Raw genomic sequence first — 13,945 nt, 5'->3', positions numbered from 1 at the left:
ACAAACTTGAAAAATTTCGAGTGCTGTCTATAGTCTTTTTTATTTCAAATAAATAATTTGCCTGTTGAAAAATTGTGTGAGTGCCTGGCACTTTCTGCGGGCACGTTGTAAGCCGCAACCTTCGCTGTCGCGAGGCTTGTTGGGTCTTACATTGCGTGCGTTTCCGCAGGAGTCACTGTGGATTTTTACTATGTTAACTTTACTGGTAGTGCCATGAAAATTCAAAATTGTGTGAGTGCCTGGCACTTATTTTAAGAAAAAAAGAGCATAAATAGTAGGCACAATGATTATGCTAAGAAGGCGAAATTTAATATAAGGTCTGACTGAAAGCTTGGCGGATTTTGCAATGACAAAAATTTGCAAATGGATACTAATGCTTTGCATCGTCAGCATAATGACTACTAGTAATGATAAGTATGGGTAATTGCCGAATTCTGTGACAGTCATTTTTAATCCATTTGTTACTTCTAATACAGCGGCGATAGCATGCTCGACTGGTTGTGGAAGATTAGGTAACATTTTATCTAAACTTTGTTGTAATATTGTTTGAATAGTTGTGAAAAAAATAATGGTCGTTCCAACTAACAAAATGGTTGGTGCTGTTTCTTTTATGCTCTCTGAAAATGGGGATGAATATAGGGTTGTATTGTGTATAGAAATAGTAGGTGAGTCGGTTTTACGAAATAAAAAATAACCAACTACTAAGCAACAAATATTAAAACTATGTAGTAAACATAAAAACAGCCAACCAAACGTATTACTGTGTAATAAATCAAGGCTAACAAAACCTAATACAAAAAGAGGGCTTGGTGCATGACAAACTGCTAGTAAAAAATTTGCCTCCTTAGGATGTAATTGTCCACTGTTTTTTAGATACACAATTGTTGTAGCTCCAGTTGGATATCCACCGAGTGCGCTTATCAAGTAGGCTTGTACGTATAAAGAAACTCTTTTTGTTTTTGCGCGCATAGGAGAGGTTAAACGAAGTAACCATTGCGTTAAAATAAGATAAGGTAGTAAATACGGAAATAGCGCCTCCATAAATAGATTCAATCCTAAATCGGTACCAGTATGAGCAGTTTGTGGGAATAACAAGAGTAATAGGATAAGAAGTATGCAGAGCGCTATTTGAATTGTCGCAAACATGTTATCATCTCGTTTCAACTTTTTGTCATTCACATAGGCAAATGCTAAAATTAATATATGTGAAAAAGGCAAAAACATGAACTACTGGTTTTTGCATGCGTCTTAGGAGGTGTCCATTCATGAAGAAAAAAATTAGTTTATATGCAATGTTTTTAGTCGCGCTTTGTTTTTTAATGCTATACCGACTAGACGCGTATATTATGAAGCCTGGCAGTGCATACGATGTTAGTAAATTTGTTAGTGTCGCTAATAATCATACGGATGAAGCGGGATCGATGAGTTTAATGACAGTTGCTATGCAACAGGCCACACCGTTTTCGTATTTATGGGCGAAAACACAAAAATATGAAAAAATAATGGATATTCAGCAAGTGAGAAATCCATTAGAGGATGACGAGGAATATAATATCCGACAGTTAAAGTTAATGTCAGACTCTCAATTCAATGCAAAATATGTGGCCTTTCAAAGAGCGGGGTTAGAGACGAAAATACACTTTAATGGTGTATTTGTATTAAATGTCTTAGATGGTGGCGCCTCAGATGGTTTCTTAAAAGCGGGTGATGAAATTACGAAAGTGGATGGTACAGAAATTACGAACCAACAAATGCTTGTTGATCTGCTGTCAACAAAACAAATTGGGGATAAAGTGACCATTCAATTATTACGTAATCAAAAGGAACAAGAAGAAACGATTACGCTGAAGGAAATTCCTCAATCTGAGGAAAAGCGAGCTGGGTTAGGAATTACCTATGCAGAAAGTAAATCGATTGAAACTAATCCAAGTGTCACAATGCACACAGAAGATATTGGTGGTCCTTCAGCGGGGCTTATGTTTACACTAGAAATTTTAAATCAATTATTGGAAGAGGATTTAACAAAAGGCTATGCAGTAGCTGGAACTGGTGAAATGCTCATAGATGGATCAGTAGGGCGAATTGGTGGTATTGATTACAAAATCATTGCAGCCGATCGAGATGGCATGGAAATCTTTTTTGCACCTGATGATGAAATCTCAACTGAAATGAAGGCAAAGTATCCTGAATTAGAATCGAATTATGCGACGGCAGTCAAAACGGCTAAAGAAATCGGTACAAAAATGAAAATTGTACCTGTGAAAACGGTCGATGATGCAATTGCTTATTTAAAACAATTAGAACCTAAATAAAATTGGCTATTTGTGGTCGATAAAAGAGAAAAAGTGTTAGATTGATGTCGACCATCAATCTAACACTTTTTGCTGTGCTGGATGTCTGCAACGGCAGTTGCTTTTCGCTCTGTGCAGTAGGCCGCTAACGCGTTGCTTCTGACGTAATTTTAAAGCTTGTCCCAGCCTGCCTTTTAAGACTGTAGCTTAAAGCGGCCGCTCGCAACGGCAATCAACTGCTGTTTTCATCTATTAAAATCGAATCGGCGGCGTTTGATAATCTTTTGGCAATGTGAACTGCTGCGCCCCTTGTTCTATACTAAAGTTATATACTTCAGCAGCATGTATATCTACAGCGAGCATAGCATCATTTGTAGAGGCAACGCGGCTTATTAATGGTAATGTAAAGTCCTTTTTATGCATGCCTAAGTATGCTTGCCCTTGCGCACTCATTCCGAGTAAGCGGATTGTAGAAGGGGATTGGAAGCTCTTAAGTTGCTCCTTTGTAAAACCTGTATAAATATGTGTCAGCATGCGTTGTAGACGTGTCCAAGTATAGCGTTTAGATTTTATTTTCTCCATAAAGCTACTAAAGGAGCTACTCGTTTTCGCTGCTTTTAGTAGTGCGTGCTCTATACCCTCTGTTACTTCCGCATAGCGCGTTAACTCGCTTGCTGTATGCCGAATAAGGGTAAACTGTAAAAACGGCCAAAAAGCCTCCCAGCTAGCAAAATTTTTATATTGAGCATACCAATCCTGTAAATAATGAAAGGAAGCTTGGGGGAGTACATCCTGCACGCTTTGTAATGTTCCTTTCGTAGCGAGTGCTTTACGAATGCCAGTGGCACTTGCAATCGATGCCCCCTCCTGCATAGCATCGTGATATCCAGCAGCTATACGTGGAATAGTTAAAGGCTTAATTGCACTTCCTAGCGTCATTGCCGCTTCGATATAATGGAATCCTAGTATATTGTTTGGTTGTGCTAAATCAATGTATGTAGCAGGGAATTTTTGAGAAAGCTGTTCATAGGCATAATGCAGGCTTTTAGGGTAGCTAACACCCGTTTTAACGCTTTCTTTAATAAGTGCGTCATATTCGGTGCGGTGCTTTGAAATTAACTGGTACGTATTCATAAAGGGTTGTATGGAGCCATCTTCGCTACCGAAAGCAAAAGCATCACAGCGAATTGCCGATAATAATGAAATCGCCCCCTTTGCGAAATCCGTTGCGGGTGCGGTACTATAGACATACGGTAGCTCAATTACAATATCAACTCCGCTAGCGAGCGCCATTTTTGTGCGTGTCCATTTATCTACCATGGCAGGTTCACCGCGCTGCAAAAATGTACCGCTCATAACAGCAATTGCTATATCTACTTGCGCTACTTTTTTTGCCTGTTCTAAGTGATAAGCATGTCCATTATGAAATGGATTGTATTCAACAACAATACCGACTGCTTTCATTACGTAAAACCCCCTTTATTTATCTTTTGTGCTTCTTATTTTTGACCAATCAGGATGCCTCTAGCCTATTCTTTGCTCATTACTATTGAAATTTTAGTATAGGTTGTGTATTGTGGCTAAGTGGAATGATTTTGATGTACTTAATTATAGGTGGGTTTTCGAGTGGTGACAAGAAATTATCTTGACATCTATTTTTACACATTATATAATCAACAGTGTTGTCTCGAGGTGATTAAACGAATGAAATGGTCAATTCATCAATTAGCTAAATACCGTCAAGACGGAATGCCGATCGATACCTATGTCCGATTGGATGAGGTGATGGAGCGAAACCAGGATATTCGAGCAATTTCGCCCGTTCATGTAAAAGGGCTATGTACATTCGGTGCATCGCAAATGACTTGTCAGCTTACTGTGACAGCAACGTTAACACTCCCGTGTGCTCGCACTTGGGAAGATGTTGAGTTTCCCATCAAAGTTGAGACAGTTGAATTATTTAGCTGGATTGACGAAGATAAAAGAGGGGAAGATGACGGTAATATTCACTATATTGATGGTGATGTAATCGACATGAAGCCAGTTATTGAGGAGCTAGTGCTTCTTGAAGTACCAATGCAAGTATTCAAAGAGAATACCGAAGGACAAGTGCATGGTGGTAAAAACTGGTCTTACGCAACTGATGAAGACGTGGAGCTTCACAAAAAAACTGACGAACCAAAAGTGGATCCAAGACTAGCTGATTTAGCTAAGTATTTTGATCAAACAGACGAATAGACGATCTGTAAGGAGGTGCCATCAATGGCTGTACCATTTAGAAGAACTTCTAAAACTGCAAAAAGAAAGCGTCGTACGCATTTCAAACTATCTGTACCTGGTATGGTAGCTTGCCCAAACTGTGGTGAAGCAAAATTATCACACCGTGTTTGCAAAGCTTGCGGACAATACAAAGGTAAAGAAGTAGTAAGCAAATAATACAGTGTTTGCTCACTTAAAAGGCTAGTAAAGAGACCATGGCTCTTTACTAGCCTTTTTGTTTGTATGAAGTGACAGAATTTTTAATAAATATTATAAAGTTATATAGTACTATAATAATTGTGTGATACAATTTATTTAACTTGCTGTCAGTGGGGGTTTAAAGCTTAGTTGAAGGTGGAGGTTTGTAACTTTTAGTGGAGCTTTTCAAGCGGGCTCCGCTTGAGCTGAGGTACAATTGATGATGGGGATAAAGGGGGAACTGTAGTGGCTTATATAATTGACAATCAAGATGGAATCATGACTTTTACGATAAATCGTGAGGAAAAGCGTAACGCTGTGAATGATGAGGTAATGAATGGTCTTCGAGAAGTAATTACATATATCCAACATCATGACGATGTGCGTTTTTTAGTAGTCACAGGAGCGGGAGAAAAATCTTTTTGTTCAGGTGGCGATTTATCGGAGTTTCATTCTCTTGAAACGGAAGATGAAGCATTTGGTATGTTAAGTAAGATGGGTGAGATTTTATATGATCTTGCTACATTACCAGTACCGACGATTGCGTTAATAAATGGAACGGCTGTCGGTGGTGGATGTGAGATAGCGACTGCTTGTGATTTTCGCTTAGTGGCGAGTCATGCTAAATGTGGCTTTATTCAAGGGACATTAGCAATTACAAGTGGCTGGGGTGGCGGTACATACTTGTTTGAACGAGGTTTACGTCATGATCGTGCAATGAAGATGCTAGTGGATGCAAAGCCATATCCAGCACAATTACTATATGACATTGGCTGGGCTATGCGCGTATTTGAGGGATCGAAGCAACTTGCTTTAAATGATTTTATTGAACATATGCGTAAAATACACCCTTCCGTGCACAAGGCTTATAAAGAAATTGAACTTCGAAAATGGCGTGAGCGTAATATGTATGAGCGTGTAATGGAGGAAGTTCGTACTTGTGCAAAACTGTGGGAAAGTGAAGCGCATCACGAGGCAGTTAATAATTTTCTAACTAAAAAGAATAATAAGTAGCGTATAGTGGCAGTGATTACATGAAAACATAATCACTGTCTTTTTTCGTCCCGTGATTCTATTTTGCTTGATAACGCATATAGTAGTAAAAAATGTGAGGGTGATAGATTATGGAACTGAAAAAAAGAAAAGATCAATGGACGAAGGAAGACGATGAAAGATTAGCAGAAATTGTCTTGCATAATGTGCAAAATGGTAAAACGCAGTTAGAGGCATTTGAAATGGCTGCTGATGAACTTGGGCGTACAAAACAAGCGTGTGGCTTTCGTTGGAATAAAACGTTACGTGGGCAATATAGTCAATCGCTTTTAGCTGTTCGCAATCAACCTCAACAATCTATGCGAAGTCATTTGAAATTAGCGTTAACGAGTTTTGATGAATTGACAGAAGCCTATCAAAGTCTTGAGATTAAACACCGTGAATTGCAAAATGAACATGAAAAGCTAGTGAAATGGTTACAGCAAGGCTATTCTTTAATGAAAGATTAACGTGGCAAAGGGAAAATGATTGTAAGTAGATAGTTACGTTCTTTTTCAAAAAAGAGTAAGGTCTTTTAAGAAAATGATGCAAAAGAAACCATAGGATATGTAAACGCTAACGTCGACTAAACATTTTACCTATACTGGATGAAAACAACCATTATTGTATCGTAAACACCAGCTAATCTTGTATAATAGAAACACCTGCAAAGGAGGTGTCTCAGATGAATTTCTGAGGCACCTCCTTCTATGGCGTAAGGATTGGTGTTTATGTTACTGTAGTGCGAGAAAAGTAAATGCTGGAGAAGCGTTTATAACTTCAGTTTAGGCTGTTTAAAAGGTTTGTTTTTTACTGTTTAGATAGCCTCTTTACATTAAGCGGAGGTGGCGAACGTTGTGAATGTAGTAGTTATTGGAGCTGGTGCAGTCGGTCAGCTAATGGCTAGTTTCTTAGCGGAGGCTTGTATGGATGTTACTTTAGTTGTAAGAAGACAAGAACAAGCCGATGAACTTAATTTGAAGCATTTAACGAGGGTCCATATAGATGGTACAAAAACATTGCATCAAATTGCTTCTAGCGTTGAGTTAGAGACGTTGCCCCGGCCGGATTTGATTGTAGTTGCTGTGAAATATGGTCATTTGCAAAATATTTATAAACAATTATTAGCTTTACCTAAGGAAATACCATTGTTGTTTGTGCAAAATGGTTTAGCACATTTTGATGAGGCTTTACGTTTACCACAAAATACGATTGCTTTTTGCTCAGTTTCGTTCGGTGCTCAAACAATTGATTTTACAACTGTTCAACATAGAGGTGTTGGTCTATGCAAAATAGGAATAGCGCGTGGAGACAGTATTGTATTTGAAAAGTTGTTACACTTAGAAAATCCTTTATTCCCAATAGAGTTGGTTGAAAACGCCGAACAAATGCTTTTTGAAAAAGCTATATTCAATTGCATGATAAATCCATTAACGGCAATTTTGCAAATTAAAAATGGTGATTTATTAACAAATAAGCAAGCATACTTGTTAATGCATACCATATATCAGGAGTTAACAGAGGCTTTTAAAGATATTGAAAGTATCATTCCGTTTTCTGCTGTAATAGCTTTGTGTAAAAAAACAGCGGCGAATACATCATCTATGCTAGCTGATCGCATGCAAGGTAGAAAAAGTGAGGTTGAAACGATTGTTGGGGTAGTTTTACAAAAGGCTTCAGCGAACGGTTATCCATTACCTACTTTGCGAACTTTATATCACCAAGTTTTAGCGATTGAAGAGAGCGGTGGGCAATCTTGAAAGATTTTTTACATATAGTCATCAGCGTCATTATTTTTTGTCCAATTCTTTTATTCGTCATTGTCTATGCTATTAGTCGAAAGGTTAATATTCGTGGTACGCATGCATTTGGAGCCGCGTCTGATGTGACGACGTTCTGCTTGTTTTTCTCGGTACCGTTGGCAATTGGTGTGCTGTGGGGAGTAAATGTAGGGGCATTTTTAGTAATGCTAGCAATAATACTGGCAATCATTTTTACATATGTAGACTGGCGTACAAAAAGAGAAATTGAAGTAAAGCCGCTATTACGGAAAATTTGGCGTTTTTTATTTTTAGTACTTAGTGCAGCGTATATTTTAATTTGTATAGTCGGCATGATTCAATCTGTTGTAGAATATTTACACGCTGTATAAGCATTTTCTTTTCATGTTGGAGACAGAAGCGTTAAAATAATAGCATTAAAATGTTTACAAGGAATACGATGATTTAGTGAGTAGAGGAGTTTGTGTTAAATGAAACTGGAGTCAATCCAAGTACCCGTGAAAAATCGTGTGCTAGCAGATTATTGGTCGCCAAATACTGCCATTCATGAGTTTTTTGAATATGAATATAGTGATGAATCGTTTGAAAAGCGAGCAAAATATTTGGAGCAACGAGCGTGTGACCAAAAAGAATTAACAGCAATAATTCGTCAGTTTATGGAGCCGCTTGGCTTATCTGAAAAAGCGAATGAGCATTTGCAACAACTAGAGCAAGGAGCTGTTGCGGTTGTCGGTGGGCAACAAGCGGGTGTATTAACTGGCCCTCTTTACTCGGTTCATAAAGCCATTTCGGTAATATCATTAGCGAAAGAACAAAGTGAAAAGCTTCAACGACCGGTTGTACCTATTTTTTGGATAGCTGGAGAAGATCATGACTTAGAGGAAATTAACCATACATTTACAATGCATGATATGGATATAAAAAAACGTGCGTATGGTGAACGTTCGCGGAGAAAAACAATGGCATCGACAACAAGCTTAAATAAAGAAGCGATGGTTCAATTAGTTAACACTATCATTAAGGATTTTGGAGAAACAGCCCACACTGAAAAGTTGTTCAACCAACTTTTAGATGCGTTGAACAATAGTGAAACATTTACAGATTTCTTTGCGCGACTAATGAACGAGTTGTTTAAAGAAGAAGGGCTGCTCATGATTGATGCGGCAGATATGAACTTCCGTCAATACGAACGTAACAATTTTGCACGGCTTATAAACCATAGTGAGGAAATTGCAAAATTAGTAACGGAAAAGGAAGCGGCGTTGGAAAGTGCTGGATACGGGAAGCCGATTTTAGCAACCGACGATGCAGCTAACCTGTTCTATGTAAAAGAGGGAGAACGCTTTTTACTAGAAAGACGACACAATCAATTTGTCAATTTAGCAGCAAATATCAAACTTTCACGTGAAGAGCTATTAACAATTGCAGAAAAAAATCCTGAAGATTTAAGTAATAATGTTGTAACACGTCCGTTAATGCAGGAAATGACGATGCCGGTATTAGCGTTTGTTGGTGGACCTGGTGAGCTTGCTTATTGGGCAACATTAAAGGATGCCTTTTCAGTGTTAGGTTTACAAATGCCGATTTTTGCACCACGTCTCAATATTACGATTATTACACGACATGTAGAACAACTACTGCGTGAATATCATTTAACAGTGACGGATGTATTGGAGGGCAAAGCGATGGCATTGAAGGAGCAATTTATTGCCGAAGTTCAAGATGATGAGGCAAAGCGTCAAATTCTTGAGATGCAACAACTCGTTTTAGATAAATACGCTACTCTTGAGCAATATTTTGCACAACAACATATGTCGCTAGATAAAATACTTGAAAAAAATAAAGAAAATCATGTGAGGCAGTTTGAGTATTTGCAACAAAAGGTAGAACAAACGGTGCTAAGTAAGCATGAGACTACTATCCGTAAATTTATGACGCTGCAAAATGAGCTATATCCAAATGATGGGTTCCAAGAACGTTCTTATAATCCATATCAATATATCAATGAGTTTGGACCTGCGTTAATCGATGAAATGCTCAAGAAAAAATATAGCGTTGGAAATCACCACTATTTACTTTATTTATAAAAAAATTAAAATGTATCTTTGGAACTATTAAAGGTATGATGTAAATATAGATTTGAAGAAATTTGTCGGTTTAACAGGAAAATAGAGAGCTATCCTACTAAGGGTAGTTCTTTTTTTATGCCCTTTAGCACAAAATAAAATTTGGCTTAAAGGTCTAAACACACATAAAAGGTTAAAATGTCAAGTTTTTTTTAAAAAAAGTGGAGGAAAGTGGGGGGATGTGGTACATTATTTAATAAAGTGGGGTGACTAGCATGTTCATGGGAGAATATCAACACTCTGTTGACGCGAAAGGACGATTAATCGTGCCCGCAAAATTTCGTGAAGCCTTAGGTGAAACCTTTGTTGTGACACGCGGACTTGATAATTGTTTATTTGGCTATCCTATGGATGAATGGCGAAAACTCGAAGAAAAATTAAAAGGTTTACCGATGACAAAGAAAGATACACGTGCTTTTGCAAGGTTCTTCTTTTCAGGTGCGACAGAAGTAGAAATAGACAAGCAAGGTCGTATTAATATTCCTTCGACTTTAGTGCAACACGCACATTTAGTAAAAGAATGTGTTGTACTAGGTGTCTCGAATCGAATTGAGATATGGGCAAAAGATGCTTGGGAAACTTATTTCACAGAGTCTGAACAATCTTTTAATGAAATTGCAGAAAATATGATTGGCTTTGATTTTTAACTTTGTAGTAGACGTAAAAACGTCAGTTGAAAAAGTAAAGGCCTGAGGGGAGCGATTGGTATGTTCGATCATACAACCGTGTTATTAAAAGAAACTGTTGACGGATTGAACATCGATCCTGATGGTGTATATGTGGACTGTACGCTAGGTGGAGCAGGACACAGTGAATATTTAGTACAACAATTATCAGATAAAGGCCGTCTAATTTGTTTTGATCAAGACACAACGGCTATTGAAAATGCGAAAGTTCGATTAGCTCCTTATATAGAGCGAGTAACATTTGTGCATTCGAATTTCCGCTATTTAAAAGAAGAACTACTAGCTATTGGTATCCAAGAGGTAGATGGCATTTTATATGATTTAGGCGTTTCTTCGCCACAATTAGATACACCAGAACGTGGTTTTAGCTATCATCATGATGCTCCACTTGATATGCGTATGGACCAGACGGCAGCGCTTACGGCGTATCATGTCGTTAATGACTGGGCATACGGAGATTTAGTCCGTATTTTCTTCCGTTATGGAGAAGAAAAATTTTCTAAGCAAGTTGCTCGAAAAATCGAAGAGGCTCGTAAAACGGCACCGATTGAAACAACGGGACAACTTGTGGAACTAATTAAAGAGGGTATACCAGCAGCGGCTCGCCGTAAAGGTGGACATCCTGCAAAGCGCATCTTCCAAGCAATTCGTATTGCTGTCAATGATGAGCTAGGCGCGGCAGAGGATTCATTAGTCGATGCGATTGATATGATTAACGTAGGTGGACGCATTAGTGTTATTACATTCCATTCTTTGGAAGACCGCCTATGCAAGACAATTTTTAAGGAAGCGTCATCTTTACCTGAATTACCACCAAATTTACCGGTAATTCCAGATGACATGAAGCCGACTTTAAAGCTTGTATCTAGAAAGCCGATTCTACCTTCTGAGGAAGAATTAGCAGTTAACAATCGAGCTCGTTCAGCAAAGCTTAGAGTGGTGGAGAAAATTAACGACAAAGGGCGTGAGTAAATGGCAGCAGTTCGTGTAAGGCAGCACCAACAGCAACATGTGCAACAACCGTTAACACCACCTAGTCCACAACCCACTATCATACGTCGTAAAAAAACGAACCAGAAGTTTGAAAAGATGATGCTACTAGCTCTAGTAAGCATTATTGCTGTATTGTCAGTATTAGTGTTGAACAACCAAGCAGCAATTCAAACGACAAGCATGGACATTCAAAAAATCCAAGCAGAAGCAGATGAGATTGCAAAACAGAATGTTGACTTGACAGTTCGTGTAAGTGAACTTTCTACATACGAAAATATATGGAAAAAAGCAAAAGAACTCGGTTTAACTCAAAATGAGAAAAATGTAAAGGTAGTGCCGGGAGAATGAAAAAAAAGAGATTTCGATTCCAATGGGGAGCCTTTCTATTACTAGTTTTTTATGGAGGGCTCTTTTTTCTATTATTCACGAGAATGATTACGTTGCAGGCGACAGGTGAAGCAGAAGGACAAGCGCTTGCTGCAAAGGCAGCAGCTAAATATAACAAGGAAAGTGCAATAACAGCAAACCGAGGAAAAATATTAGATAGAAATGGACAAGTCATTGCAGAAGATACACTAAGTTATCGATTAATTGCGGTAGTTAGTGACAAGGCTACTACAGATGAAAAGAATCCACATCACGTTGTAGACCCTGAAAAAACTGCGGAAGTTTTAGCAGAATATATACCAATGGAAAAAGATGATATTTATAAGCGGCTAACGAAGCTGCGTAGTGATGGGACACTGCCGTACCAGGTGGAGTTTGGCGTTGCAGGCAGGGGCATTAACCATGAAGTAATGAGCAAAATTAAGGACTTAAAATTGCCTGGAATTTTGTTTGTCAGCGATTTAAAACGCTATTATCCAAATGGTATATTTGCTTCTCATTTAATTGGTTTTGCTTTGAAAGAGGACAATGAGGATGGAACTGTCACAACGAAAGGGAAAATGGGATTAGAGCTTACGTATGACAAAGAACTAACGGGTGTTAACGGCAAAGTTAAATATCAAACGGACGCTTTTAGTTATTTATTACCGAACAGTGAAAAAATGGTTACACCTGCTAAAGACGGCGATAATATCTATTTAACGATTGATAAAACAATTCAAAGTTTCGTAGAGGATGCGATGACGCAAGTAGAGAAGGAGTATAATCCTGAATCTATGATAGTAGTAGTAGCTGAACCGAAAACTGGGAAAATATTAGCAATGTCACAGCGTCCGACTTTCAACCCCGATACGCGGGATAGTACGAATATGAAATGGCTCAATGCCGTAACAGAAGAAACGATGGAACCAGGGTCAACGATGAAGACGTTCACACTTGCTTCTGCTATCGATACTGATAAATGGGCGCCGTCTGATAAGTATATGTCAGGGCAATACACGATACTGGATCGAACAATTCGAGATCATAACCAAGTAGGTTGGGGGAAAATTTCGTATTTAGAAGGTTTCCAACGTTCATCAAATACAGCGATGGCCAATTTATTGAAAAGTATTGGTGATGATGTATTTGTTGATTACCTAGATAGATTTGGTTTTGGCAAGAAAACGGGCATTGATTTGCCGAATGAAGCAACGGGTACGATTTTATCGAAGTATCCAATTCAACGAGTAACAACGACGTATGGTCAAGGTTCAACAGTGACACCGGTCCAGCTTATACAAGCGATGACTGCGATTGCCAACGACGGTAAGATGATGCAGCCATATGTGATTGATAAGATTGTAGATTCAGTAACTGAAAAAACGATTCAACAGCATGAGCCTGTTGAAAAGGGTCAGCCAATTTCAGCGGATACAGCGAAACAAGTACGAGAAATACTTGCTTCTACATTAACATCAGAATACGGGACAGCGAAGGACTTTGTACTTGATGAATACCAAGTAGCAGGTAAAACGGGTACTGCCCAAATTCCAAAGGCAAACGGTACCTATTCATGGGGGGCTAATGAGTTCCTGTATTCATTCCTAGGAATGGCTCCATACGATGATCCACAACTAATTATGTATGTTTCAGTTGAAAAGCCAAAGCTTAAAGGTGAACTGGGCTCGGTACCCGTGTCAAAAATATTTAAGCCTGTCATGCTCAATAGTTTAAAACATTTAAATATTAGTCCAGACGATGTTCAGCATGTAGATCATGTAGATTTAAATGATTATACTGGTCAAAATGCAGAAGCTATACAGGTAGAGCTAGCAAATGATGGGTTGAATCCTATTATTGTTGGGGCTGGCGGGAAAATTATAGAGCAATATCCAAAAGGTGGACAAACGCTTGTAAAAGGCAATTTTGTATTTTTAAAAACAGCAGGTGATATCGCACTGCCAAACTTTACTGATTGGTCGTTGCGTAATCTATTAGTTTTCAAATCAATGTCAGGTCTTCAAATTGAAGTTGTTGGAGAGGGCTTTGCAGTGAGCCAAAGTGTATCTGCAGGTACAGTGATTTCAGATAATGCACCAATTGTAGTGAAATTGAAAACGCCTGCTGAAAGCTTTGTGCAAGACGTGGAAGCACCATCTGAAGGAGAAGTTGAACAAGTAGATGATGAATAGTCACTGAATAGAAGTCCA

At 38.5% G+C, this 13,945-nt stretch carries 14 protein-coding genes; 12 read left to right on the top strand and 2 right to left on the bottom strand.

The window, feature by feature from the left end:
- Positions 1 to 246: 246 nt before the first annotated feature.
- A complete protein-coding gene (locus ACQKNX_RS14355) occupies positions 247 to 1,224 on the bottom strand; it encodes a hypothetical protein (protein WP_427429461.1) in 978 nt (325 codons plus the stop codon).
- A 41-nt stretch (positions 1,225 to 1,265) separates the two neighbouring features.
- Between ACQKNX_RS14355 and ACQKNX_RS14350 the strand changes: the two genes are divergently transcribed.
- Positions 1,266 to 2,312 (top strand): SepM family pheromone-processing serine protease, encoded by a 1,047-nt coding sequence (locus ACQKNX_RS14350; RefSeq protein ID WP_427429460.1) that lies wholly within the window; start codon positions 1,266 to 1,268, stop codon positions 2,310 to 2,312.
- Positions 2,313 to 2,543: 231 nt separating this feature from the next.
- Here ACQKNX_RS14350 and ACQKNX_RS14345 read toward each other — a convergent pair whose 3' ends face one another.
- Positions 2,544 to 3,755, bottom strand: a complete 1,212-nt coding sequence (locus tag ACQKNX_RS14345; RefSeq protein WP_427429459.1) for a nucleotidyltransferase — start codon at positions 3,753 to 3,755, stop codon at positions 2,544 to 2,546.
- A 240-nt stretch (positions 3,756 to 3,995) separates the two neighbouring features.
- Here ACQKNX_RS14345 and ACQKNX_RS14340 point away from each other — a divergent pair, with 240 nt between their 5' ends.
- From ACQKNX_RS14340 to ACQKNX_RS14290, 11 genes are all read left to right on the top strand, one after another.
- The gene (locus ACQKNX_RS14340) at positions 3,996 to 4,529 is read left to right on the top strand and encodes a YceD family protein (RefSeq protein WP_427429458.1); all 534 of its coding nucleotides are present in this window, start codon (positions 3,996 to 3,998) and stop codon (positions 4,527 to 4,529) included.
- A gap of 24 nt (positions 4,530 to 4,553) precedes the next feature.
- Positions 4,554 to 4,727 (top strand): 50S ribosomal protein L32, encoded by a 174-nt coding sequence (gene rpmF / locus ACQKNX_RS14335; RefSeq protein ID WP_010858320.1) that lies wholly within the window; start codon positions 4,554 to 4,556, stop codon positions 4,725 to 4,727.
- 267 nt (positions 4,728 to 4,994) lie between these two features.
- Positions 4,995 to 5,762 (top strand): enoyl-CoA hydratase/isomerase family protein, encoded by a 768-nt coding sequence (locus ACQKNX_RS14330; protein WP_427429457.1) that lies wholly within the window; start codon positions 4,995 to 4,997, stop codon positions 5,760 to 5,762.
- Positions 5,763 to 5,872: 110 nt separating this feature from the next.
- The gene (locus tag ACQKNX_RS14325; protein WP_173477864.1) at positions 5,873 to 6,250 is read left to right on the top strand and encodes a transcriptional regulator; all 378 of its coding nucleotides are present in this window, start codon (positions 5,873 to 5,875) and stop codon (positions 6,248 to 6,250) included.
- 387 nt (positions 6,251 to 6,637) lie between these two features.
- Positions 6,638 to 7,540, top strand: a complete 903-nt coding sequence (locus ACQKNX_RS14320) for a ketopantoate reductase family protein (protein ID WP_427429455.1) — start codon at positions 6,638 to 6,640, stop codon at positions 7,538 to 7,540.
- On the top strand, positions 7,537 to 7,932 hold the full coding sequence (locus ACQKNX_RS14315; RefSeq protein WP_427429453.1) for a DUF3397 domain-containing protein: 396 nt from the start codon (positions 7,537 to 7,539) through the stop codon (positions 7,930 to 7,932). Before ACQKNX_RS14320 ends, ACQKNX_RS14315 begins: the two co-directional genes overlap by 4 nt.
- Positions 7,933 to 8,031: 99 nt before the next feature.
- Positions 8,032 to 9,648, top strand: a complete 1,617-nt coding sequence (gene bshC / locus ACQKNX_RS14310) for a bacillithiol biosynthesis cysteine-adding enzyme BshC (RefSeq protein WP_427429451.1) — start codon at positions 8,032 to 8,034, stop codon at positions 9,646 to 9,648.
- 254 nt (positions 9,649 to 9,902) lie between these two features.
- Positions 9,903 to 10,334 carry a division/cell wall cluster transcriptional repressor MraZ gene (gene mraZ, locus ACQKNX_RS14305; protein WP_139860193.1) on the top strand — a complete coding sequence of 144 codons (432 nt, stop codon included), beginning with the start codon at positions 9,903 to 9,905 and terminating at the stop codon, positions 10,332 to 10,334.
- 60 nt (positions 10,335 to 10,394) lie between these two features.
- Positions 10,395 to 11,345 carry a 16S rRNA (cytosine(1402)-N(4))-methyltransferase RsmH gene (gene rsmH, locus ACQKNX_RS14300; protein ID WP_402759328.1) on the top strand — a complete coding sequence of 317 codons (951 nt, stop codon included), beginning with the start codon at positions 10,395 to 10,397 and terminating at the stop codon, positions 11,343 to 11,345.
- Complete coding sequence (gene ftsL / locus ACQKNX_RS14295; protein WP_427429450.1) at positions 11,346 to 11,714, top strand: cell division protein FtsL; 369 nt, start codon at positions 11,346 to 11,348, stop codon at positions 11,712 to 11,714. It begins immediately after the preceding gene.
- Positions 11,711 to 13,927, top strand: coding sequence for a penicillin-binding protein (locus ACQKNX_RS14290; protein WP_427429448.1), 2,217 nt, complete (start codon positions 11,711 to 11,713; stop codon positions 13,925 to 13,927). Before ftsL ends, ACQKNX_RS14290 begins: the two co-directional genes overlap by 4 nt.
- Positions 13,928 to 13,945: the final 18 nt, after the last annotated feature.

Source organism: Lysinibacillus sp. NPDC093712, assembly GCF_050280025.1.
Classification (GTDB): Bacteria; Bacillota; Bacilli; order Bacillales_A; family Planococcaceae; genus Lysinibacillus.
This window is presented reverse-complemented; position numbering and strand designations above follow the sequence as displayed.